Source organism: Sphingobacterium psychroaquaticum (assembly GCF_900177625.1).
GTDB classification, from domain to species: Bacteria; Bacteroidota; Bacteroidia; order Sphingobacteriales; family Sphingobacteriaceae; genus Sphingobacterium; species Sphingobacterium psychroaquaticum.
Map to the genome: position 1 here is coordinate 102,190 of NZ_FXAU01000009.1, position 22,357 is coordinate 124,546.

21 protein-coding genes and 1 tRNA gene are annotated in these 22,357 nt (G+C 41.1%); 7 read left to right on the top strand and 15 right to left on the bottom strand.

Annotated features, from left to right (window positions below; all coding sequences use genetic code 11):
- Positions 1 to 243 precede the first annotated feature (243 nt).
- Together B9Y69_RS18650 and B9Y69_RS18655 are read right to left on the bottom strand one after the other, a co-directional pair.
- Positions 244 to 1,419 (bottom strand): FecR family protein, encoded by a 1,176-nt coding sequence (locus B9Y69_RS18650; RefSeq protein ID WP_144036622.1) that lies wholly within the window; start codon positions 1,417 to 1,419, stop codon positions 244 to 246.
- A gap of 77 nt (positions 1,420 to 1,496) precedes the next feature.
- Positions 1,497 to 2,105: an RNA polymerase sigma factor gene (locus B9Y69_RS18655; protein WP_085474514.1), complete on the bottom strand. Its 609-nt coding sequence runs from the start codon at positions 2,103 to 2,105 to the stop codon at positions 1,497 to 1,499.
- Between the two features lie 315 nt (positions 2,106 to 2,420).
- Between B9Y69_RS18655 and B9Y69_RS18660 the strand changes: the two genes are divergently transcribed.
- Positions 2,421 to 2,828 (top strand): SRPBCC family protein, encoded by a 408-nt coding sequence (locus B9Y69_RS18660; RefSeq protein WP_085474541.1) that lies wholly within the window; start codon positions 2,421 to 2,423, stop codon positions 2,826 to 2,828.
- Between the two features lie 17 nt (positions 2,829 to 2,845).
- Here the strand turns inward: B9Y69_RS18660 and B9Y69_RS18665 are convergent, their stop codons facing one another.
- Both B9Y69_RS18665 and B9Y69_RS18670 read right to left on the bottom strand, forming a co-directional pair.
- Complete coding sequence (locus B9Y69_RS18665; RefSeq protein WP_085474515.1) at positions 2,846 to 3,910, bottom strand: alpha/beta hydrolase; 1,065 nt, start codon at positions 3,908 to 3,910, stop codon at positions 2,846 to 2,848.
- Between the two features lie 12 nt (positions 3,911 to 3,922).
- The gene (locus B9Y69_RS18670; protein ID WP_144036623.1) at positions 3,923 to 4,651 is read right to left on the bottom strand and encodes a carboxymuconolactone decarboxylase family protein; all 729 of its coding nucleotides are present in this window, start codon (positions 4,649 to 4,651) and stop codon (positions 3,923 to 3,925) included.
- A 744-nt stretch (positions 4,652 to 5,395) separates the two neighbouring features.
- Here B9Y69_RS18670 and B9Y69_RS18675 point away from each other — a divergent pair.
- The gene (locus B9Y69_RS18675; protein ID WP_085474516.1) at positions 5,396 to 6,295 is read left to right on the top strand and encodes a S1 family peptidase; all 900 of its coding nucleotides are present in this window, start codon (positions 5,396 to 5,398) and stop codon (positions 6,293 to 6,295) included.
- Positions 6,296 to 6,531: 236 nt separating this feature from the next.
- Here the strand turns inward: B9Y69_RS18675 and B9Y69_RS18680 are convergent.
- Positions 6,532 to 6,605: transfer RNA gene (locus B9Y69_RS18680), tRNA-Met, on the bottom strand.
- A gap of 220 nt (positions 6,606 to 6,825) precedes the next feature.
- Here B9Y69_RS18680 and B9Y69_RS18685 point away from each other — a divergent pair.
- From B9Y69_RS18685 to B9Y69_RS18695, 3 genes are all read left to right on the top strand, one after another.
- Complete coding sequence (locus tag B9Y69_RS18685; protein WP_085474517.1) at positions 6,826 to 7,203, top strand: START-like domain-containing protein; 378 nt, start codon at positions 6,826 to 6,828, stop codon at positions 7,201 to 7,203.
- A 305-nt stretch (positions 7,204 to 7,508) separates the two neighbouring features.
- Complete coding sequence (locus tag B9Y69_RS18690) at positions 7,509 to 8,966, top strand: LptF/LptG family permease (protein ID WP_085474518.1); 1,458 nt, start codon at positions 7,509 to 7,511, stop codon at positions 8,964 to 8,966.
- Positions 8,967 to 9,050: 84 nt separating this feature from the next.
- The gene (locus B9Y69_RS18695) at positions 9,051 to 10,265 is read left to right on the top strand and encodes a bifunctional 3,4-dihydroxy-2-butanone-4-phosphate synthase/GTP cyclohydrolase II (RefSeq protein ID WP_085474519.1); all 1,215 of its coding nucleotides are present in this window, start codon (positions 9,051 to 9,053) and stop codon (positions 10,263 to 10,265) included.
- A gap of 58 nt (positions 10,266 to 10,323) precedes the next feature.
- Here the strand turns inward: B9Y69_RS18695 and B9Y69_RS18700 are convergent, their stop codons facing one another.
- From B9Y69_RS18700 to B9Y69_RS18725, 6 genes are read right to left on the bottom strand one after another with little or no spacing between them, the layout of a single operon-like run.
- Positions 10,324 to 10,854: a hypothetical protein gene (locus B9Y69_RS18700; RefSeq protein WP_134430960.1), complete on the bottom strand. Its 531-nt coding sequence runs from the start codon at positions 10,852 to 10,854 to the stop codon at positions 10,324 to 10,326.
- 5 nt (positions 10,855 to 10,859) lie between these two features.
- A complete protein-coding gene (gene hemJ / locus B9Y69_RS18705; RefSeq protein ID WP_085474521.1) occupies positions 10,860 to 11,411 on the bottom strand; it encodes a protoporphyrinogen oxidase HemJ in 552 nt (183 codons plus the stop codon).
- 53 nt (positions 11,412 to 11,464) lie between these two features.
- Positions 11,465 to 12,499, bottom strand: coding sequence for a uroporphyrinogen decarboxylase (hemE, locus tag B9Y69_RS18710; RefSeq protein ID WP_085474522.1), 1,035 nt, complete (start codon positions 12,497 to 12,499; stop codon positions 11,465 to 11,467).
- On the bottom strand, positions 12,500 to 13,015 hold the full coding sequence (locus tag B9Y69_RS18715) for a hypothetical protein (protein WP_085474523.1): 516 nt from the start codon (positions 13,013 to 13,015) through the stop codon (positions 12,500 to 12,502).
- 7 nt (positions 13,016 to 13,022) lie between these two features.
- Positions 13,023 to 13,733: a response regulator transcription factor gene (locus B9Y69_RS18720; protein WP_085474524.1), complete on the bottom strand. Its 711-nt coding sequence runs from the start codon at positions 13,731 to 13,733 to the stop codon at positions 13,023 to 13,025.
- Complete coding sequence (locus B9Y69_RS18725; protein WP_085474525.1) at positions 13,723 to 14,601, bottom strand: sensor histidine kinase; 879 nt, start codon at positions 14,599 to 14,601, stop codon at positions 13,723 to 13,725. Before B9Y69_RS18725 ends, B9Y69_RS18720 begins: the two co-directional genes overlap by 11 nt.
- Before the next feature lie 113 nt (positions 14,602 to 14,714).
- On the opposite strand from B9Y69_RS18725, the gene B9Y69_RS18730 reads away from it, so the two are divergent.
- Positions 14,715 to 15,416, top strand: coding sequence for a YjjG family noncanonical pyrimidine nucleotidase (locus B9Y69_RS18730; RefSeq protein ID WP_085474526.1), 702 nt, complete (start codon positions 14,715 to 14,717; stop codon positions 15,414 to 15,416).
- A 1,457-nt stretch (positions 15,417 to 16,873) separates the two neighbouring features.
- On the opposite strand, the gene B9Y69_RS18735 is transcribed toward B9Y69_RS18730, so the two are convergent.
- From B9Y69_RS18735 to B9Y69_RS18745, 3 genes are all read right to left on the bottom strand, one after another.
- Positions 16,874 to 17,692 carry a 3-keto-disaccharide hydrolase gene (locus B9Y69_RS18735; RefSeq protein ID WP_085474527.1) on the bottom strand — a complete coding sequence of 273 codons (819 nt, stop codon included), beginning with the start codon at positions 17,690 to 17,692 and terminating at the stop codon, positions 16,874 to 16,876.
- A 53-nt stretch (positions 17,693 to 17,745) separates the two neighbouring features.
- Positions 17,746 to 20,196, bottom strand: coding sequence for a TonB-dependent receptor (locus B9Y69_RS18740; protein ID WP_085474528.1), 2,451 nt, complete (start codon positions 20,194 to 20,196; stop codon positions 17,746 to 17,748).
- Positions 20,197 to 20,277: 81 nt separating this feature from the next.
- Positions 20,278 to 20,559, bottom strand: coding sequence for an ATP-dependent Clp protease adaptor ClpS (locus B9Y69_RS18745; RefSeq protein WP_085474529.1), 282 nt, complete (start codon positions 20,557 to 20,559; stop codon positions 20,278 to 20,280).
- A gap of 62 nt (positions 20,560 to 20,621) precedes the next feature.
- Here B9Y69_RS18745 and B9Y69_RS18750 point away from each other — a divergent pair, with 62 nt between their 5' ends.
- On the top strand, positions 20,622 to 21,668 hold the full coding sequence (locus tag B9Y69_RS18750) for a 3-oxoacyl-ACP synthase III family protein (RefSeq protein ID WP_085474530.1): 1,047 nt from the start codon (positions 20,622 to 20,624) through the stop codon (positions 21,666 to 21,668).
- 44 nt (positions 21,669 to 21,712) lie between these two features.
- Here B9Y69_RS18750 and B9Y69_RS18755 read toward each other — a convergent pair whose 3' ends face one another.
- Positions 21,713 to 22,354 (bottom strand): sterol desaturase family protein, encoded by a 642-nt coding sequence (locus B9Y69_RS18755; RefSeq protein ID WP_234991308.1) that lies wholly within the window; start codon positions 22,352 to 22,354, stop codon positions 21,713 to 21,715.
- Between the last annotated feature and the right edge of the window lie 3 nt (positions 22,355 to 22,357).

A 22,357-nucleotide genomic window follows, 5' to 3' on the forward strand; every position in this document is an offset into this window, starting at 1 on the left:
CTTTTGGTTAAGAGTTAGTTAATAAACAGTCTAAAAATGGATAGAGACCAGCTCTAAATTTAGTCCCGATGGCCGTCGGGACTTTTTTTTGAAAATACTTTTTGAAGCGCATGAAACACGCTCAAAAAGCTTCACACTCCATAAGTGTAAACCTTACAAGAGCACTTTAATTTTAGTAAACATATCTTCACATAGGCAGTTTTTCATTTTAGGTTAATTATATTTTTTGTTGCTAGTTTTCTATTACGATTGGGGCTGTGAAACCACTATTTTATTTCCCATTATTTCAAAGCTCAATTGCTGGGAGGCGCCTAAGATTTTTAAGACTTGGTTTATGCTTTCTTTTTTTGAAATCATACCGTCGAAAACACAATTGCTATAGTCCCCCTCTTCAAACACAAACTCCACATTATACCACCGTGCAAGCACGAGCATAATTTCTTTGATATTACTGTTATCGAAATAGAACATCCCGTCTTTCCAAGCCAGTAGATTTTCCATATCTGGAATTGTTTCTACATTTAATCCACCACCATCTTGATTCCACAAAGACATCTGTCCCGGATACAAGCGTACTTTCTTTCCTCCCGCAAGAACGGCAACGCTACCTTCCAACAAACTCGTTTGCACCACCTTACGTTCCCGGTACGCATTGACGTTAAAGTGCGTTCCCAACACCTGGATCGTCTGCTGTCGTGTATGCACCAAAAAAGGTTTGGACTGATCTTTAGCCACCTCAAAATAAACCTCACCCGTGATTTCTACGGATCGCTTACTTTGGTCAAATTGTGTCGGAAAGGTAATAGAAGACTCCGCGTTCAGCCATACCTTGCTACCATCCGCCAGCAAGATGGCAAACTGTCCGCCCTTCGGGGTTTGTACGGTTCGACTTTGTCCTTTTTCCGGAGCGGGCAAACACGCACTACTAAAGGTCATCATCCCGCCGGAATCTGCAAAAACGAATTTTTCCTTTCCTTCTATGTTGGTGTTACTGTCGAGCACAATAACACGACCATCTTCTAAAACCAAGGTGGCTTTGTCCGCTCCTGGAACAATGGCTACTTCTTCGGTCGAGTTCAAGATCGATGGACCGCTACTCATCCACTTATAGCCTATCCAAAGTCCTGTCATGAGCAAGACCGCAGCAGCACTCCAACCGATATACAGTTTCCTCATCAACGCTTTGCGGCGGTGGATATTTTGGTGTAACACAACCGATACCCGATCTAAAATCGCATGCTGGTGTGTTGTTAATGATAGCTGTTCTTCATTTTCCAATTCTTCCAAAATCAGCGCGCGCAATAAAACAGAGTCTTCTTCTTGTTGGAATAAATCCAACAAATAGGAAAGCTCATCAGCGGAGGCTTTGCCCGCTACGTACCTGGAGAATAACTCTTTAAGATTTACTTCTGATTTCAAGTGATTAGGTCCTTTAATAGTTACTACGAATCCTAGACAAAAAGTACCTAACAAAAAATTAAAAAAAATTTAATGTTTTAGTAATCGCGCCATAATAGGGCCAATGAAATGGCAACCCAATGGCATAGGAAAGGAAATTCTTTTTTCAATATACTATTGGCTTTCGTCAGATGATTGTTAATGGTAGATTTGCTAATCCCCATCAAAGCACTGATTTCCAAATAGCTTTTACCTTCAATTTTAAAAAGGATATATACTTGTTGGCATTGTGGGGGTAGTTGATAGATAGACTGCATCAAACGTTCTTGGGTCTGCTTGAAAACGACATCTTCTTCGACATGTTCATAGAGCTCTGAGTAACTCTTGATAAACTCCTGCCGGTGATGTTCACTAACACTTTGCTTTCTAAAATAATCGTACGCTAAATTCCTAGCGATAGTAAACAAATATCCTTTAAAAGACTGATTCGCATCAATCTGTGACCTTTTCTCCCAGACTCGAAAAAAAAGCTCCTGTAAAAGTTCTTCTGCAACCTCCTCGCTTCCAAGCAAACGAATCAACCGCCCAAGGACACGAGCGCTATAGGTTCTATACAGTGTATCAAATGCGGCATAGTTTCCTTTCCGCAGCAATAGTAATTGCTCCTTATCCTCCATTTCGCTACTAAAACTATCCCGTTTGAACATCTGTATTACATGCTTTTCTCCGTAGCTAAAATATTACATTATCTACTATCGCGCTTCAAATATAGATTATATTCAAAAACAAGACAAATACAATATTACCCATTGTATACGCTTTATAGTGGTATTAAACAACAATAGCATCAAAAATTAGGTTTCTAATAATCAAAGCGTTCAAGATCAAATCTTATTTCGATTGATACTCGATAAATAAATATAGCGGTTATGCCCCCGCATTCTTTATCCCATACCAAAACTTGTCAAATGACAAGTTCTCCTTTCCCCGTATCCATTATATTTGAGCATAGAAAAAAAGACATGGCAAATATTGAACTGGTTAATTACATAAAAGCTCCTGTCGGCATGGTATATAGTACCCTTACCGAGGAAGCTGGATTGGGCGCCGTATGGACCGATAAATTGACTGTAAAACCTGAAGTTGGCTTCATGAATGAATTTGATTTCGATGAAGGTTATATCACGAAAATGAAAATCATTGCTTTGGAACAAGACAAGAAAATTATTTGGTCGTGTATAGAATCCGATAAGGAATGGGTGGGAACCACCATATCTTTTGAGCTTTCCGAAAAAAATAATCGCACCACTGTTATTCTGAAACATGCCGGGTGGCGGGAAGTCACAGAGTTTTATCAGTGGTGCAATTACAATTGGGCGATGTTTCTCCTCCGACTCAAAAGATATTGTGAGGGTACCGCTAAGCCGTAGCTTGACTGCTTGGCTTTTTACTTGAGATTTTGCTTAAAAAAACTTTCTAATTTATTTACAGCCTTTGATACATATTCCATCTTCCAATATGTTTCTATATGCGTGGCGCCGGGGATCACGAAGAGCTCCTTGTTCTTTGCATTAACAGCTTTTGGAAAAGCTTCATCGGTCATATACTTTGTATCCGCCTTCTCCCCCGCTATCATAAGCAAGGGTTGATCAATTAATTCAATCTGGTCTGTCGCGTCCCAGGTCATCAAATCCAATAAGCTCTTTGTGGTATACAGGAAGGTCGAATTGGGGTGTGCATGCGTTCTGTAATAATAGATAAATCCTTCACGATACAAATCAGTCGGCGTGTTGGCGATCTCTTCATCCGTTACACGAGCCACTCCTGAATATATAATTTCCCCGTCCACAAGTTCTTTTGCTCGAGCATCCGAAGCGAGTTTTAGACGTTCTTGAATCGTGCCTATTTGTGAATTTTGAAAACCATTACGACGAACTTCTCCGGAGTTAAACATGCTCAACGTTGCTACGGCTTTAATCCTTTTATCAGACTGCGCAGCTTTCAGCGTATAGCCACCACCACCACAGATGCCCAAAGCACCGATACGGTGAACATCGACACCGGTATATCTACTGATATAATCGACCATACCTCGAATATCTTCGGTACGAAAGGCTGGATTGTCCGTATGCCGCGGCTCACCACCACTTGCGCCTTGATACGCCGCATCGGCAGCAATTGTAACGTAACCCGACGCGGCTAAACGTTGTGCATATAGCCCCGCAGTCTGCTCTTTAATTCCCCCATTCGGATGAGCCACAACGACTGCCGGGTAACTCTTTGTTTCATCATAATTAGCGGGTGTATACACATTGGCAGCGATGTCGATACCATTCAGCCTATAAGTGACCGGATGGATATGCACTTTTCCTGGTTCATTCCCCGTAATGGCGCCATCATAAACCAAAGTATACGGATTTTTCTCCTGCGTTGTTGTCCTCGACTGGGCACTGACGACAGCCGTTTCTGCCATAGACATAGCAAACGCGACTACTAACGATATTTTCTTCATTTCTAAAATACTTTATTTATTATTTCTGCTTGCTAACACTTCTTCCAATACAACGTGAGCAATCTTTGCTTCGTTCTTACCTATTGCGGTTTTAATAACTTCAACAAACTGTTGTAACTGCGCGGGAGTTAGCCCGACGTTTAAGCTCAAATTTAAATGAGACCGCAGCATGGGCTCTACACCACCAATCCCAGTAAGGATTGATATGGTCACTAATTCTCTTTCCTGATATGTCAGTACATCCCGTTCAAATATATCCGCAAAAAGATGCTCCTTCAAAAACACTTCAATGGTAGGTGCAAACGCAGCATACCCGGTTTTAGGTTCTTTTTCCGGGACCCCGCTCAATGTTTCTAACACGGCTTTTCCGCGTGTATACTTTGTTCTTTCATCTTTAATTTCAGATGCTTCGGCTCCTATCACATCCGTTATACCCTTTTCCTTCCGATCATCCAAAACCGTGATAAACGTCTGTAACCCGCGAAGGCTACGCGAAAAGCCGGCATACGCATAAACATGAATGAGTACTTCTTTGATCTCGTTCACCGTGAGTCCGGCTTCAAGCCCTTTCTCCAGCTCGCGCGTTAAGACGGTCAGGTTGCCTTGGGCGGTTAGGCCGGCAATTCTTATAATCGATTCCTGTCGGAGATCCAGACTTTTTTGTTGCTCTGTTTGCGCTTCAGCCGTCGTTGCAAGAACGACAGTGAGCACAAGCAATACGGACTTTATTTTTTGTATCATGCACTTACCTTTGATTTAATATATACAAAGGTCTCTACCAATCTTTAGGTTTTTGGTATACGTATTACGGTTTTCACAACCAATATTACTTATTAGGCTGCTGTCCATATGATTTACCAAGGTTAAACATATTTTTTAGTGGAATGAGTGTTCATAAAAAAACCGCCCTTTAAGGCGGTTCTCTCTCATAGAGACGAGGAATTGTCTCTATTTTCTATTGCTTAGTTTATAGTAATTTATCGAACAAAATTCTTATGCATACCTGATATAATAGCGCTGCATATAGCTTGGTTATGTAGTTTTATCAGCCCAATTATTCTTTTCATTAAAAAGCATTAAAAGGTTAAGCCAACGAAAATAGTTACAAAAGCACCGCAAAAAAAACGGGAAACCGTAAGGCGAGTAGAATAGCACAAATTGTTGCACTAATAAAGCGAAAACTATAACCACAAGAAACCCCGACTACTATTATAGAATCGGGGTTGGGGGTTGAGGAAAATGTTACTACCCATTCGTAACGCTTTCTTCAATACAAAAATACAATGGAAGATTTAATATAATTTACGGGAACCCGTAAGAGAGAACAATATTATCAAAAAGACTACGAGAAAAATATATGGAAAGCCTGATGAGTAAAAACTCGAATCTAAAATTATTGTTACGCGATACAGGCTTTCTCTTAAAGACTTAACTTTGGCAGCAAAACAAACCAAAATAAATCACAAATATTTACCCAACAAAATAATGAAAAAGAACAAGTTAGCTTCAATCCTTCTGGTGGCTTTGTGTTTAGCGAGTACCGTTAAGTCATACGCGCAGACGACAAAAAAATGGGAAGGTTTTAGTGACCAGCAGGAAATCACGCAAAGCTTCGAACTAAAAACAGAAGAACTACTAAAGAATAGTAAGTTTATAACCATTGAACAAGCTGCGGTAGACTTAGTAGCAGTGGAGGGCAAGAAAGTTGATATGTCCGCCGTAAAGCTTCGTAAAAAGGCACTTGACGCGGCCGAAATTGCAGCCTTGATCCAACCTTCATTTGTCGCGTTTGCTACGGCTTACGACTGTGGTAACTGCCACCGGACGCACCTGAATACGGCCTCTGGCTATATCATCAGTGAAGACGGCCTTATAGCGACGAATCACCATGTTATCGAAGGGTTTATTGAAAGCAAAAACGGTAAAAACCTAGCAATGTCTATCCGTACCCATGATGGCGATGTGTTCTTGGTCAGCGAAATTATTTCCGCATTTAAAGATGCAGATTTAGCCATCGTTAAAATAGATACAAAAGGAAAAAAATTAATTCCCCTTCCGTTAGGGAACACGGCGCAGGTGGGCGATAATGTATTTGTAATGAGCAACCCGGCTCCAATGATCAACTATTTCAGCACCGGAAAAGTAGCACGCAATTACCTATCACCTGTATCGAAGACAGAGAAACTGCCTCAAACAGATATTACGGCAGATTATGCGGCTGGATCTAGCGGTGCTCCCATTGTAGATCAATATGGTAATCTTATTAGCACTGTATCTTCGACACGCTCTATCTATTATGATATGAAAGAGCAGAAGAACCTTCAAATGGTTGTTAAAAACACAAAACCTGTGGTATTGCTTAAAGAGCTTATCAAAAGTATTTAAGGTATAAATTGCAAAGGCTATAAGTAGAAGGGGAATTCTTGAATAAGGAACTCCCCTTCTACTTATAAAACCGATAACAGCAAATTAGAATGGTGTGCTGAACATCCCCGTCCTTTCATTCATAAAACAAGTAGGCCTAAAGCCGAGGGTAACAGTATTGTCGAGGTTCTAAGAACACAGAATTTAAAAGGTCAAGGCACAAAAAAAGCCTCACTTTTCAGTGAAGCTTTATCCAGTAGCGGGGAGCAGGATCGAACTGCCGACCTCAGGGTTATGAATCCTGCGCTCTAACCATCTGAGCTACCCCGCCGTTTTTCGTGATGCAAATATAGCAAATACATGGAACATCCAAAGGAAAAATTATTTTTTCGTTGCAACAAAATATCTCCAAAACCCCAATCAACTCATTTTTAAGGCGATAATTTTCATAAAAAATATTTATTCCTATTCTATTTTGATTAACAAAATAAAATTGTATTATTACAAATATCAAGGACTGTGTGTTTTATGTGTTAACCAAAACAAACTATATGGAAGAAAAAGTACAAATACACTTAGAATACATTATAAACTCATCTCCACGGATTTTGTATCCCTTTATCCAGGAGCCTAATGCCCTATCGCAATGGTTCGCCGATGACGTCAATTTTAAGGAAGGTATCTACGAGTTTATCTGGGAAGATGAAGTCAATAAAGCCAAATTGGTTACAAATAAGGAAAACAAGTTAGTTCGTTTTAAATGGATAGACGATGACCCTTACTATTTCGAAATTGAAATTATACAAGACGAGCTGACCAATGATGTTGCTTTGGTTATCACAGATCATGTAAAACAAGATAATCTGGAAGACAGAAAAAAAATCTGGGATAATTCTATTGGCTATTTACAAAGTGTTATTGGCGCCTAAGCGCTAATTTCAGCATAGCAAAAACACTATTGCAAAGAGGCACGACGGTGCTAATCTAAAGACATAAAGATCCTTACCTAAAGATCGCTATGCCGCTAAGATTACCACACCATCGTGCCTCTCGTCTACTAATAACCTACCACCGCCGCCCTAGCAAACCACAAGGACTATCCTCGAATAATGATTCCCACTTTCCTGTAAAATATCCCCCCTTCTTTCTATTGCAGACCATAAACACTTAGGGAAAAATAAGTATCTTTGCACCACAATCTTAGTTAAGATGCATTGCTAGTTCAGGCATTTATATGAAAAAGATACACGTATTAATTTTACAGGCTTTCATAAAACCATTCATGATATGTTTCTTTATCGTGATGTTTGTCCTGTTAATGCTTTTTTTATTTAAATACATTGATGACCTGATCGGTAAAGGCTTCGAGTGGTACGTACTCCTCGAACTGATCGCCTACCAGTGTGCCGTACAGTTGACCATGGCACTACCACTATCCATGCTTCTTTCCTCCATTATGACCTTTGGAAACTTGGGCGAGAGCTACGAATTGGTTGCGATTAAGGCCGCAGGATATTCCTTGCGTAAAGCGATGATGCCATTGGTTGTCTTAGTGACTTTGTTTGCTGGAGGGTCTTTTTTATTCTCCGATTACATCCTGCCTGTGGTCAACCTTAAAATGGGGTCGCTCCTCTGGGATGTGCGCAACAAAAAAGCAGATTTCCTGATTAAAGCCGGTATCTTTAATAACACCATCCCCGGATATTCCATCCGCGCAAAAGGGAAAAGTAAAGACGGAACCATTCTCTATGATTTAATGATTTACGATCACCGATCTGGGAATGCGGCAAATAATGTATTATTAGCCAAAGAAGGCTTTATGCACAACTCGGCCGACAATAATTACATGATCCTCAAACTAAAAGATGGGGTGCGGTACGAAGAGTCTCGTGTAAAAAATGCCAAACGGTACGATCCGCGACAACAATTTACCCGTTTCCGTTTTAAAGAAACGGAGCAAAAATTTGATATGGAAGCCTTTCAGATGAAAAGAACGGATGAAAATCTTTTCAAGGCACACCATTCCATGCTCAACCTGAAACAGCTGAAACTATATACCGATTCCAATCGCGTGCAGATGGATAGCATTTCTCGTGGCGTGTTTACCGAAACGAAAAACTACATCTCTTATATGGCGCCATACTATCACGATAGTACAACAAGGCCCGTAAAGACAAAACCATTTAAAGATTTTCTACACGATTATGTACCCAAAGATCAACAGCGCAATGCGATCAGCAATGCCTTGGGACAGGTACAACAGCTTAATAGCATCTTCCAGATGAAAGAACCGGAGTATAAAGCCTATACAGACAAAGAAATCCGATACAATATTGAGTTTCATCGTAAGTTCACATTAGCTGTATCTTGTCTTTTACTTTTTGCGATTGGAGCCCCATTAGGAGCAATTATCCGTAAAGGAGGACTGGGACTGCCTGTTGTGGTGGCGATCATTTTCTTTTTGATTTATCACATCATTTCTACCATGGCCGAGAAGGCAGCTAAAGATGGAAGTCTAGATCCCATATTGGGGATGTGGATGGCCGTTATTGTGCTCTCCCCGCTTGCTGCATTCTTAACGTATAAATCCACAACGGACTCGTCCCTATTTGATATTGAGCAGTACAAGCTCAAGTTAGAAGCGTTTTGGAAAACAATCAATGGAAAATTCAACAAAAAGCTCCCTAGTTAAGTCGTTAGCACATTTTTGACAAGCTTATTATATAAAAACAACGTAGATAGCCTACCTTTGTACACAGAAAGATTTTTTTAGAAGATGGAAATAAAACTAAACACGATCGAAGAAGCGATTGAAGATATAAAAGCAGGAAAAGTCATCATCGTTGTCGATGATGAAGATCGTGAAAATGAGGGTGATTTTGTTACCGCAGCACGTAATGCGACACCCGAGATTATCAACTTTATGGCAACCCACGGTCGTGGACTAGTATGTGCACCACTCACACAAGAGCGTTGTACAGAATTAAACCTCGAGTTGATGGTCGGTCAAAATACGGCTGTTTATGAAACCAATTTCACCGTATCTGTAGACCTACAAGGCTATGGATGTACAACAGGTATTTCAGCTTCCGATAGATCCAAAACGATCAAAGCACTTATTGATCCCAATATCAAACCAGAAGAGTTAGGTCGTCCAGGCCACATCTTCCCTTTGATTGCCAAAGATGGTGGTGTTTTGCGTCGTACCGGACATACGGAAGCAACGGTAGATTTAGCTCGACTTGCTGGCTTTGAACCTGCCGGAGTGTTAGTGGAAATCTTGAAAGAAGATGGAGAAATGGCGCGCCTACCCGATCTAATGGAAGTTGCGAAACGTTTTGACCTAAAAATAATCAGTATCGAAGATCTTATCGAATACCGCTTAAAGCATGATTCACTGATCGACGAAGAGGAAAGCGTAAAAATGCCAACGCAATGGGGCGATTTTAACCTGAAGGCATTCACACAGAAAAACACAGGTGAACAACACCTTGCACTGTACAAAGGAGAATGGCAAGAAGATGAACCGGTCCTCGTACGTGTACACAGCTCTTGTATCACAGGTGATATCTTTGGATCATGCCGTTGCGACTGTGGACCACAATTACACAAAGCAATGGAGAAAATCCAAGAAGAAGGAAAAGGGGTAATTGTTTACATGAACCAAGAAGGTCGTGGCATTGGTCTATTGAACAAACTACATGCTTATAAACTGCAAGAACAAGGTTTGGATACAGTGGATGCAAACTTACAGCTCGGATTTAAAGCAGACCTAAGAGACTATGGTGTTGGTGCACAGATCCTCAGACACATGGGCGTTACAAAAATGCGCTTAATGTCTAACAACCCAACGAAGAGAGCGGGTCTTGTGGGATATGGTCTTGAAGTGGTAGAAAATGTGCCTATTGAGATTACACCGAATCCATACAATGAAGATTACTTAAAAACAAAACGTGATCGTATGGGACACAGTATTTTGAAAGATCAATAAAAGAAGCTATAAAAAAAGGAGATTATTAAAATCTCCTTTTTTTATAGCTTCTGATGTACTACCATAAATGGTAACGCACGCCAAACATGAGAAAGTTTGGATCAGTCTCTTCAAATTTGAAATTATATTTCACCTTGTACCCTGTATACACGGACAATTGTATTGCAGGAAAATAATAACTTACTCCGACCTGTCCATTTGCAACGGTATAGTTTTGCTTTTCTTCTGGAAAAACAGTTGGTTTTTCTCCTGAATATGGCAACTCCGGATCGACCAGCAATTCATTATAACGATAAAAATCTTGGCTAATCCCAGCCCCAAGGAACACATTAAAATTACTCTTCTTTTTATCTAATAACGAAAGGAGATAATCCGCTCCAACCGCAACATAACCATTCCGGCCATTCACCGTAGCTTGTAACGCGGACCGATTAGTCACATCATACTTCCCTTGTACACCAAAAGAACCGGCATAGCCTGGAGATTCCAATTGTACATCCCCATAGAAGCCAAAAGCCCATTTGTGATCTTGTGCCCGACTTATCATCGCTACACTGCTCAATAAAATAAATAGTATTACTCTTTGCATAAAAATTAGTCTACATGTTCGCCCTTGGACTTTCGATATTTCTTGTACAGCTTGATAAGTAACATCAGTACCACGCCAAGCCCAACTAAACCTACAACCCCATACACCCAGTCGATAGCCGACCTAAAGATAACTAAAAACACGATAGCAAAAAGAATTAAGGTCGAGACCTCATTCCATAGACGCAATTGATTTGAAGTCCATGTAGATTGCCCGCTGCGCAGACGAAACATGATTTGCTGCGTTTTGAAATGATACACGACCAACCCCAAAACAAAAGCCAATTTAATATGCATCCATCCTTGTTGCAGCAGCCCCGGAACCAGATACAGCATCAACAATGCTGACCCAATGGTTATGTACATCGCCGGCGTGGTAATCACCCACCACAATTTACGCTCCATGACTTCAAACTGAGCGTGCAAAACCTTGTACTCCGCCGCACTTTTGTTCTTTGCTTCCGTATGGTAAATAAACAATCGAGGCATATAGAACAAACCCGCCATCCAACAGACAACGAAAATGATATGTATCGATTTTGCGTATAAATAAAGCATCTTATATGGATAAGCAATAAGGGCAAATTACATTGCCCTTATCTATTACTCTTTTAGTATCTAAACTCTTTAATCACCTCTACTGCATACTTCACGTTATCGAACGGAATATCTGGCATAATACCATGCCCAAGGTTGAAGATAAAACCTTCCTCACCACGCATTCTTTCGAACAGCTGATGAATTTTCGTTTTAATGACTTTCTTATCGGCATACAAAACGAAAGGATCTAAGTTTCCTTGCACCGCAATACCTTGTGGTAACGACTGTTTAATGTTTTTCAGATCCGCATTCCAATCCACCGAAATCACATCCGGGTTAGCTTCTACCATCATCGGTGCAAAAACCGAAGATCCCTTACAGAAAGAAATAACAGGAACTGTACGTTTTATATTTGCTAGAATATACTTGTTGTAATGATGCGAAAAATCACGGTAGTCATTCCATGATAGCGCAAGTGCCCAGCTATCAAATAACTGTATTGCATTTACGCCTGCATCAATCTGCATATTTAAATATGCGATGGTAACATCTGCAATTTTCTGCAATATCAAGTGAGCCAATTCAGGCTCATTGTTTAGAAGCAACTTCGTCAATTTAAAATCCTTCGAAGAGGCTCCTTCAACCAAATAGCTTAAAATAGTAAACGGTGCACCAGCGAAACCAATCAAGGGTATACGTCCTGCCAAGCGCTCCTGAATAACTTTAATCGCGTCCGCTACGTACTGTAATTTATCCAAACAGTCGACCGTCAATTGCTCTGCATCAGCCAATGTTCTGACCGGATTACTAAAGCGTGGACCAACCCCCTGCTCAAAAGAAAGATCTCCACCCATCGCTTCCGCCGTAACCAAGATATCAGAGAAAAGGATAGCCGCATCGATACCTAAAAGATCTACTGGAAGCATCGTTACATCTGCAGCAATCTCAGGGGTTTTGCACATCTCCAAGAAACTGTACTTGTTTTTAATCTCCCAGTACTCCGGCATAAAACGGCCTGCTTGACGCATCATCCATACGGGAGGTCTTTCTGTCTGCTGCGCTAAAGCAGCTCTGATAAATAAATCGTTTTGTAAAATTGTACTCACTTAGCTTTGTTTATTTAATTCTATTTCTATTTTCTCGACAATACTATGCTGCCTTTCGGTCAGCTTCAACTTCTTCACTAAATCCAGGTAAACCGGAACACGCTCATAATTTTTCTTTCGCAAGGCGATATTAGCGAGATTGATCAGCACAAAAGCCTTCTCCGTGTCTCGCTTCCACGGTAAGCGGGAAGCCAACTGAAAATGATACTCCGCTTTATCAACATCTTCTTCTTTTAAAGCGATATTTCCCATCATGAACTCGTAGTAACCACGTCTGCCTTTACGGAGTTGATCGGGGTTCTTAATCTCAGCCAACAAGTTTTTTGTCTTCTCATAATCTTGTTTATGAAAAGCTTGTGTAGCCAAAAAAACAGTCCCTTCACGAAAATGGCTCCACACCAAATAACCTACCCCACCAGCGATATAAACAGCGATATTATAGTGCTGTGCGTAAATCGCATAAAGAAGAAATGCCACCGCAATACCGATGACAATCATTCTAACTCTTGTATTCATCCGCGCGCTATACTGTTGGTGTATCGGTAAACTTATAGCCCACCCCTCTTATCGAGTGAAAGTAAACAGGATGCTTTTGGTCGGGTTCAAAGTACTTACGGAAAGTTAAAATAAAGTTATCGATCGTACGGGTAGAAGGATATACATCATAGTTCCAAACGGTTTCCAAAATCTGTTCGCGCGAAACGGCTTCGTTCTTGCGCTCGATCAATAACTTCAGCAACATGGTCTCTTTCTTCGTCAATGAAGTGATCGTTCCATCCGCATGATGCAACTCGAACGAATTGAAATAAATCGTCTTATCCCCAATCGTGTACGAATTAAATTCTTTCAGATCATCTGGCTTTAATCCACGACGGATTAAATTGCCAACCCGTAGAATGAGCTCCTCCAAGTTGAAAGGCTTAACCAAATAATCATCGGCTCCTTTCTTCAACCCCGTGATACGGTCTTCACTGCTGTTTTTAGCCGTTAAGAACATAATCGGAACCTCCGTGTTCTGCAAGCGGATAGTCTCTGCCACCTGAAATCCATCGATCTCAGGAATCATAACATCTAGAATAATCAGGTTAAAGCGCTCTTCTTTAAATATCTTCAATGCTTTTTTACCATCCGTAGCTGTTGTCACCCGGTAGCCTTCTAGCTCTAGGTTTAACTTGATGGCTTCTAAAAGATGTTCTTCATCTTCAACTAAAAGTATACGTTGTTTAGCTTGCATAATTTTCAAATGTTACTTCAAAAATACTCCCCGAAGGAGTGTTATCTTTAACTTTAATAGTGGCATTATGTTTCTGTAGTACCGTTTTCACAATATACAACCCTAAACCTGTGCCTTTGGTTTTACGCGTAGCTTCACTTCCTACCCGATAAAACTTATTAAATATAAACTTTTTTTCTTCTTCCGGAATGCCTTCTCCGTGATCCGCTACAGAAAAGACAATTTTTCCGTCTTCTTTCTGCTTCAAAACCACAACGACATTCGCGCACGGTGGCGAATATTTAATGGCATTCTCAATTAGATTATTCACGACATTGGTAATCGCAAATTTATCGGCATGAAGCACAATTTCCTCGTCTAATTGTGGCTTGATAATTTGTGAACTACACGCATTCTTTTGCAATCGATCAACCACATTTGCAACCACCTCCGTCAGATTAAATTCTTCTTTTGGCAGATTGAAACTACGGTTTTCCAACTTGGTTGTCAATAAGACATTCTCCACCAAGTCATCCAAACGCTCAATATCCTTTAACGAATTTCCAAGGAACATCTTCTGTTGCTCGCGGTCGAGTTCTCGCTTCAGGATGGTTTGGATATATAATTTCACAGAAGCAAGAGGTGATTTTAGCTCATGTGTGACAGCTAACAAGAAATTCTGTTGTTGCTGCTGCTGTTTGTGCTCTCTGGAAATGAGTTTCTTCAGTCTAAACGCTCCCCATGAGAAGATCAATAAAAAGAAAATCCCCTCACCGATAATCATGCCCTTACGTTCTGGTTCATATTGCACCAGTAAATAACCCCACCAGCCCAATTGCATAACCGCATAAAAAACCAAAAAATAAAAGAGAACTAAGGCTTTCTTCATGTATAGTATATCAATTTTACACAAAAGTAACTATTTGTACATCTGAAAGAAAATACTAAACAGATTTTGACACTAATAGGAAGAATGAACATATTTTTTATCTAATTTTGTACATGTTTTTTCAGAAAAAAGATATCTTCTTCGACCTCGATCATACCATTTGGGACTTTGACCGCAACGCAGAAGAAACGCTACATGAGCTCTACTATCGTTACGATTTTGACAAACTCTTTAATCGCCAGAACTCCTCCGAATTTATTGAAACATATACTGTCAACAACCATCGTCTGTGGGATTTATACCACCACGGAAAGATAGACAAGGCCACCCTACGCAGTGCACGCTTTGCCGATACATTTTCGCAGTTAGGGGTAGACCCAGCTTTGTTTCCAACTGATTTCGAGGAAGACTATTTGGCAATTTGTCCAACGAAGACAAACTTGTTTCCTCATGCCCACGAGACCTTGGAGTATCTACAAAAAAAGTACACCTTGCATTTAATATCAAATGGCTTTAAAGAAGCGTGTGAGAAAAAACTGGCACACAGCAATCTTGCCCCTTATTTTAAAACTATTGTGATTTCAGAGAATGTAGGAGTCAATAAGCCCAACCCCCAGATATTTGATTATGCCCTCCGAAATGGGGCTGCTGAGGTGGGACACTCGATTATGATTGGTGATAACCTAGATGCGGATGTTCGTGGCGCACAGAATTTCGGAATGGATGCTATTTTCTTTAATGCCATAGCAGCCGAAAAGCCGACTGACGTCAAGTACATGATTCACGACTTAAAGGAGCTGCAATCGTTTTTTTAAGATTTTCAGGCTCCTAACTATTCGTCTTAGCCTGCCCTAATCGGACACGAGCCACAGGCTCGCGCCAGCGAAGCTACAAACAAGAACGATCAAGCCGCCAACGAAACAAGAGCGCCCACCCTTGAACGTCATATCGACGATAGGAGATATCTATCAACTGTACAGGTGAACTAACGGATGCGCAGTACTCGTATCCGGAGTATTGTCTATAGATCCCTCCTCGTACCTCGTTCGGGATGACGATATAGTTGTAGAATAAATGAACGAGAAACTGTGTACGATAGTTGTACACGTATAGCGAAGAATAACCCGCCAACGAAACAAGAGCGTCCACCCCTGAACGTCATATCGACGACAGGAGATATCTATTACCTGTACAGGTGAACTAACGGATGCGCAGTACTCGTATCCGGAGTATTGTCTGTAGATCCCGCCTCCTACCTCGCTGGGGATGACGGTATAGTTGTAGAAAAATGAACGAGAAACTGTGTACGATAGTTGTACGCGTATAGCGAAGAATAACCCGCCAACGAAACAAGAGCGTCCACCCCTGAACGTCATATCGACGACAGGAGATATCTATTACCTGTACAGGTGAACTAACGGATGCGCAGTACTCGTATCCGGAGTATTGTCTGTAGATCCCGCCTCCTACCTCGCTGGGGATGACGGTATAGTTGTAGAAAAATGAACGAGAAACTGTGTACGATAGTTGTACGCGTATAGCGAAGAATAACCCGCCAACGAAACAAGAGCGCCCCACCCTTGAACGTCATATCGACGACAGGAGATATCTATCAACTGTACAGGTGAACTAACGGATACGCAATGCTCGTATCCGAAGTATTGTCTATAGATCCCTCCTCGTACCTCGTTCGGGATGACGATATAGTTGTAGAAAAATGAACGAGAAACTGTGTACGATAGTTGTACGCGTATAGCGAAGAATAACCCGCCAACGAAACAAGAGCGCCCCACCCTTGAACGTCATATCGACGACAGGAGATATCTATCAACTGTACAGGTGAACTAACGGATACGCAGTGCTCGTATCCGGAGTATTGGCTGTAGATCCCTCCTCGTACCTCGCTGGGGATGACGATATAGTTATAGAATAAATATGAAAAGGAGACTGTGTACGATAGTTGTACACGTATAGCGAAGAATAACCCGCCAACGAAACAAGAACGCCCACCCCTGAACGTCATATCGACGATAGGAGATATCTATCAACTGTACAGGTGAACTAACTTATATGCAGTGCTCGTATCCGGAGTATTGTCTGTAGATCCCGCCTCGTACCTCGCTGGGGATGACGATATAGTTGTAGAATAAATGAACGAGAAACTGTGTACGATAGTTGTACGCGTATAGCGAAGAATAACCCACAAAACAAAATAGCGTGTAAAGATTTGAAACAAACCCTTACACGCTATTTTATGTCCATATTAAAGGCCTTACAATACCTTCATTGTAACGTTCTTGATCCACACATCGTCACCGTGATCTTGGAAACCAACCACACCAGATTTAGTCTTACCTCCTACATGGTTCAACAACTCAAAAGCAAGTGGCCATTTCGCCTGACTAAATTTACTACTCTGCAACAAGGCTGTCCATTCAGGAGTCCAAAGCGTATACTCTACCACTTTTGCTCCATTTTGATAGTGCGTTACTTTACCGTTGTTCACTACAATCTTCGCTTTATTCCATTCCCCTGCAGGCTTACCATTTTGTGGTTTTGCTGGTATCATATCATACAGTGAACCTGATTTCCGATTATCGTCCACCCCTTGTTTCGCATCAGGGTGATTATCATTATCCAACAATTGGTACTCCGGGCTTGAAATATAGATCGGTTGTCCCTTCACCTCTTTCGCCAAGAAGAATACACCTGAGTTTCCGGCATGCGATATCTTCCATTCAAACTCAAATTCGAAATTCTGGAAATCATGCGCAAATATAATATCTCCACCCTCAGCCTTTTCAACACCTTCAGGCTTCTTCGAAAATTTCAACGAACCGTCCTCAATCGACCATTTCGTCGGCACATGATCCTTGTTATATCCACGCCATCCATTCAAGGATGAACCATCAAAAAGCACATAAGCACCACTCTTGTTCTTCTTAAAAGTCTTGATATCTGCTTTTGGCAAGCTGGTGTTCAGCTCATAATTTGGCGCCTGTTGAACAAAGCTGCCTTTCCCTTGTGCGCTACATGCGAGCACGGCAACCATCATCGCTGCGCTTAATCCGTAAGCTATTTTATTTTTCATATTTTTAAACGGGTTTAGTTTGATCTGTTAAATCTAGATAAATAATTTATCTTTTAAAAATTACCACCATTTTCATCCATTCCACTATCGTTTTGCGGACGTTTCTTGCTGCTATTATCTTGCGTTCCAAAACGGTATGAGAACGAAAGATTAAACATACGTTTCATCCAACGGTGCTCAAAGCTGGAGTTGATCTGTGGGGTAATCGTTGTCGCTCCAAAACGGCGGGTATCCAGTAAATCGCGCACATTCAAAGCTAAACTAGCACGCTTATTCATAAATTCCTTCTTGACCGCAACATCGATCCCTGTCATATACTTTGTTTTCCCTTGCGGTCTAATATTTGGCGCATAATAATCGCCACGTACCTGCATAGACCAAGTGCTGGTAAATTTTAAATTTGTATTGATGTTCGTGTTCCAGTTAAAGCCTTTTTGTTCCTGGATATCATAATCGCTGTTTCCTTCAAATTTATTATAGAAGAAATTACCGTTCCACGTGACATCCCACCATTTCGTCACATTCACCTTTGAAATCAACTCCAAACCAGCCACATTCGAGCTCGTTAAGTTCTCCCACTTACTATAGGTTACGCTGTTATCATCCACATTATAAATATAAGGCTGCATAACATCATTCATTCGACGATAGTACAAGGTGCTGATGAAGTTCCACTTGCTGTAGAATTTAGCGAAACTCAGTTCCAGGGAATGGATATCTTCTGGCATCAAGTTAGGATTTCCTTCCCGACGATTCATCTCATCGGACACGTCCGGGAAAGGATTAACCTGCCATCCACGTGGGCGTTGCACGCGGCGCGTATAGCTCAGCTGTACCTTATCCCCACTTGCACCAACCTCATACGTTAAAAAAGCACTTGGATACCATCTAAAATAATCTAAACCACCTTTCGTTTCCTCCTGCCCCACGGGGATACTCGGATCTTTAGTAAAGTAGCTCGTGTTCAAAATAGCTTGCTCCGCACGTATCCCGATTTGATAACCGAGGCGTTTGGTTAGTTTATTCTGATAATTTGCGTACCAAGCATGCACCGTGTTGGTCATATCGAAATCATTACTGATACTATAGTCTGGGTAATAATTGTTGTCTTGGACATTCAATGTATCCGAAAACTGCGTATCGAAGGATTTACGAATAATCATCCGGTATCCGGCTTCAAACTTACTGTCTTCACCTAATGGCAAAATATAGTCCAACTGGATATTAATTACCTTACCATCTTCGCTCGTATTATTGATACGGCCATCGTTCGGCATACCCGAAGAATAGGTTTGTATAAAATCATTCACCCCATCTTCCGTATCACGTCCGTAGCTAAAGTTAGCCGTTAACTCTGATCCTTCTCGTCTAAATTTTCTGGAAAAATCTAAATTCAAATCATAACCTAAGTCGCTCTCATCCTGTGTCGAAGTACGCGTACTCGTTCCATTCAAGGTAGGATGGTTGCGGTACGTGTAAAAAAGACTCGAACTGCGATCATTATCACGGATACTCAGATTCCCCGATACGCCAATGGTCGTTTTATCATCGATAAAATAATCAGCACCAAGCTTGAAAGTATTATTAATTCCTTTACGCGAGCTCTCCTCTGTGTTGTTAATCTCACTATTGTTATGCAGATAACGGTTATTACGCAGACCAGAACCCGGGCTATTGCGTCTATTAAAATTATAACTCCCAAAGTAATTGAATTTACGATCGCGGTAGTTAAGCGTTACCCCGGCCATATAGTTGTTGTATGAACCACCGGATGCATTCACACTTCCATTTAAGCCGGTCCGTATATTCTTTTTGAGTACAATATTGATAATACCAGACTGACCTTCAGCATCGTATTTAGAGGATGGATTCGTTATAATTTCAACTTTATCAATTGCATTGGCGGGGAGCGATTGCAACAGCGAATTAATATCACTGCCTGCCATGGCCGATTCTTTACCGTCAATCAATATTTTAACGGCATTGGATCCGCGAAGCGAAACCGATCCATCCATATCCACCTGCAATGTTGGCACATTGGCCAACAAATCTGAAGCCGTACCGCCCACACTAACCAAACTTTGCGACACATCAAACACTTTGCGATCGATGCCTAGCTTCATTTCAGCAGCTCGACCTTCAACTTTGATCTCTTGTAATGTGTTTCCATCGTCACGCAGACGAATCGTGCCCAAATTTGTTCCAGAAGTAGCTTGAATTTTGATATTATCCTGCAGCACATCTTGCTTACCCACATACGTTATACGGATGGCATATGTCCCAAAATCTACTGCATTAAAAAGAAGTACACCATCTACATTCGTTTGCGCACCTTGCACGTAAGCTTTACTCTGTTGGTCCAACAGAGCAGCGCTAGCACCAATAATAGGTTCATTGGTTTCCGCATCGACAATAAGCGCCTGAAGTTTACCCTGTTGGGCAAGAAGGAAAAAAGGAGCACTTAGAAAAAAGAAAAGCAGTTTAAGTTTTTTAGGGAACAGCATGTTACAAATATTCGTTTCTGCAAAAAAACAAAATATTACTAGCTATTAACCTATCGTAACCGTATTATTACGAGTCGAAAACTATTCAACTGAAACGCTCAAACCTTCTGATTTTAGAATCTTACGATAAATTTCCATCTCTGTATACGAGCCTTCTAAAACGGTACATTTACCTTCATTATGGACTTTCCACGCTATTTGCTCCGCCTGTCGCTCTGAATATTGTAGATGTTTCATCAAGCAGTGGATCACGTGGTCAAAGGTATTGGTTTCGTCGTTCCATAGAACCAAACGATTCGAGGTTTTAACCACCGCTAGTATCTCTTCGAGTGTGAAAGTCTCTTCTTCGGTTTGTACGCTCATACTACAAAAGTAGTTATTTTTTAAAAATTACGTAATTTTACCGCTGGATCAAAAAAATATATATGTTTCAATCGAAGATTGCTGGAATGGGTTACTACGTTCCTAAAAATGTGTACACCAATAACGACCTAACACGTTTCATGGATACCAGTGATGAATGGATCCAAGAAAGAACGGGAATCAAAGAGCGTCGTTATGCTGATCGTTTAGAAGAAACAACTACGACTATGGCCGTGGAAGCGGCTAAGATAGCGATAGAGCGCGCAAAGACTACGGCGCAGGAAATCGACTTTATTATTTTTGCCACCCTATCTCCAGATTACTATTTTCCAGGATGCGGCGTGCTCCTACAGCGTGAAATGGGCATGAAAGAGATTGGCGCACTCGATATTCGTAATCAGTGTTCTGGTTTTGTTTATGCACTTTCCATTGCGGATCAGTTTATCAAAACAGGCATGTATAAAAATATTTTGGTGGTCGGTTCAGAAAAGCAATCTTTTGCCATGGACTACTCTACCCGTGGACGTTCCGTATCCGTTATCTTTGGAGATGGTGCAGGAGCTGTCGTCGTACAACCTACCACAGAAGAAGGAAAAGGGATATTAAGCACACACCTACATGCCGATGGCGCCGACGCTGAAAAACTTGCCCTGTATTATCCAGGAGCATCAGCTGGGAAATGGCTTGAAAATAAACCGAACTGGCCCGATAAAGAATTAGGTGATATATTTATGACACCGGAGATGTTGGAAGACGGCTCTGTTACTGCACATATGGATGGACAAGCTGTGTTCAAGAAAGCTGTGGTTAAGTTTCCGGAGGTGATTGCTGAAGCGCTGCAAAAGAACAACTTGCAAACCGGTGATATCGATATGCTGATTCCGCATCAGGCGAATCTACGGATTTCACAATATGTACAAAAAACACTGGGCCTGAGCGATGACCAGGTTTTCAATAATATTCAAAAATACGGGAACACGACTGCTGCCTCTGTGCCTATTGCACTTTGCGAAGCATGGGAGCAAGGAAAAATTAAGGATGGAGATCTCGTTTGTCTCGCTGCTTTTGGTGCAGGCTTCACCTGGGGGTCGGCCTTAATACGTTGGTAAATAACCTATAAAGCATAAAAAAAGGAGGTTCAGACCTCCTTTTTTTATGCTTTACTTTTAGTTTCTTTCTTTTTAAATCCAGATCCAAAAATCACGTCCCAAATAGAGGAGCTAACCCCAAATCCTTTCTCCGGATCCGAATAATGGTGCAACATATGGTGGTCTTTGATCCGTTTGAACAAACCGGATTTAAAATTAGCATGATGCATCGCATAGTGGCATTCATCATAAATCAGATACCCCAACAAGAAGCCTGCAAAAAACGAGGCCAACACATATTCGCTAAAGAAAATATAGAAAATAAAATAAATAATCGTCGCCATCGGAATACTCGCCGATAATGGCATGACCAATCTTAATCTATCCTTTGGATAATCATGATGCACCCCATGAAAGATAAAAGCAATTCGCTTTCCGAAATCAGATGTAGGATGGAAATGGAAGATCCAACGATGGAGCACATATTCGGCTAACGTCCAAAAAGCCAACCCAAATAGGAAGTACAATACAATGGAACCTACCGTCATTCCACCAGGCACATACGACTTGTAAATAAAATAAATAATAACGGGTATCCAAAAAAACAAAGGCACACTCCAATGTATTTTTGTTAACGATTCCAGAAAGTCATTTTTGAACATTCTCGACGATTCCGTAGAGTTGGATACATATAACTTCTTTGCCATAAT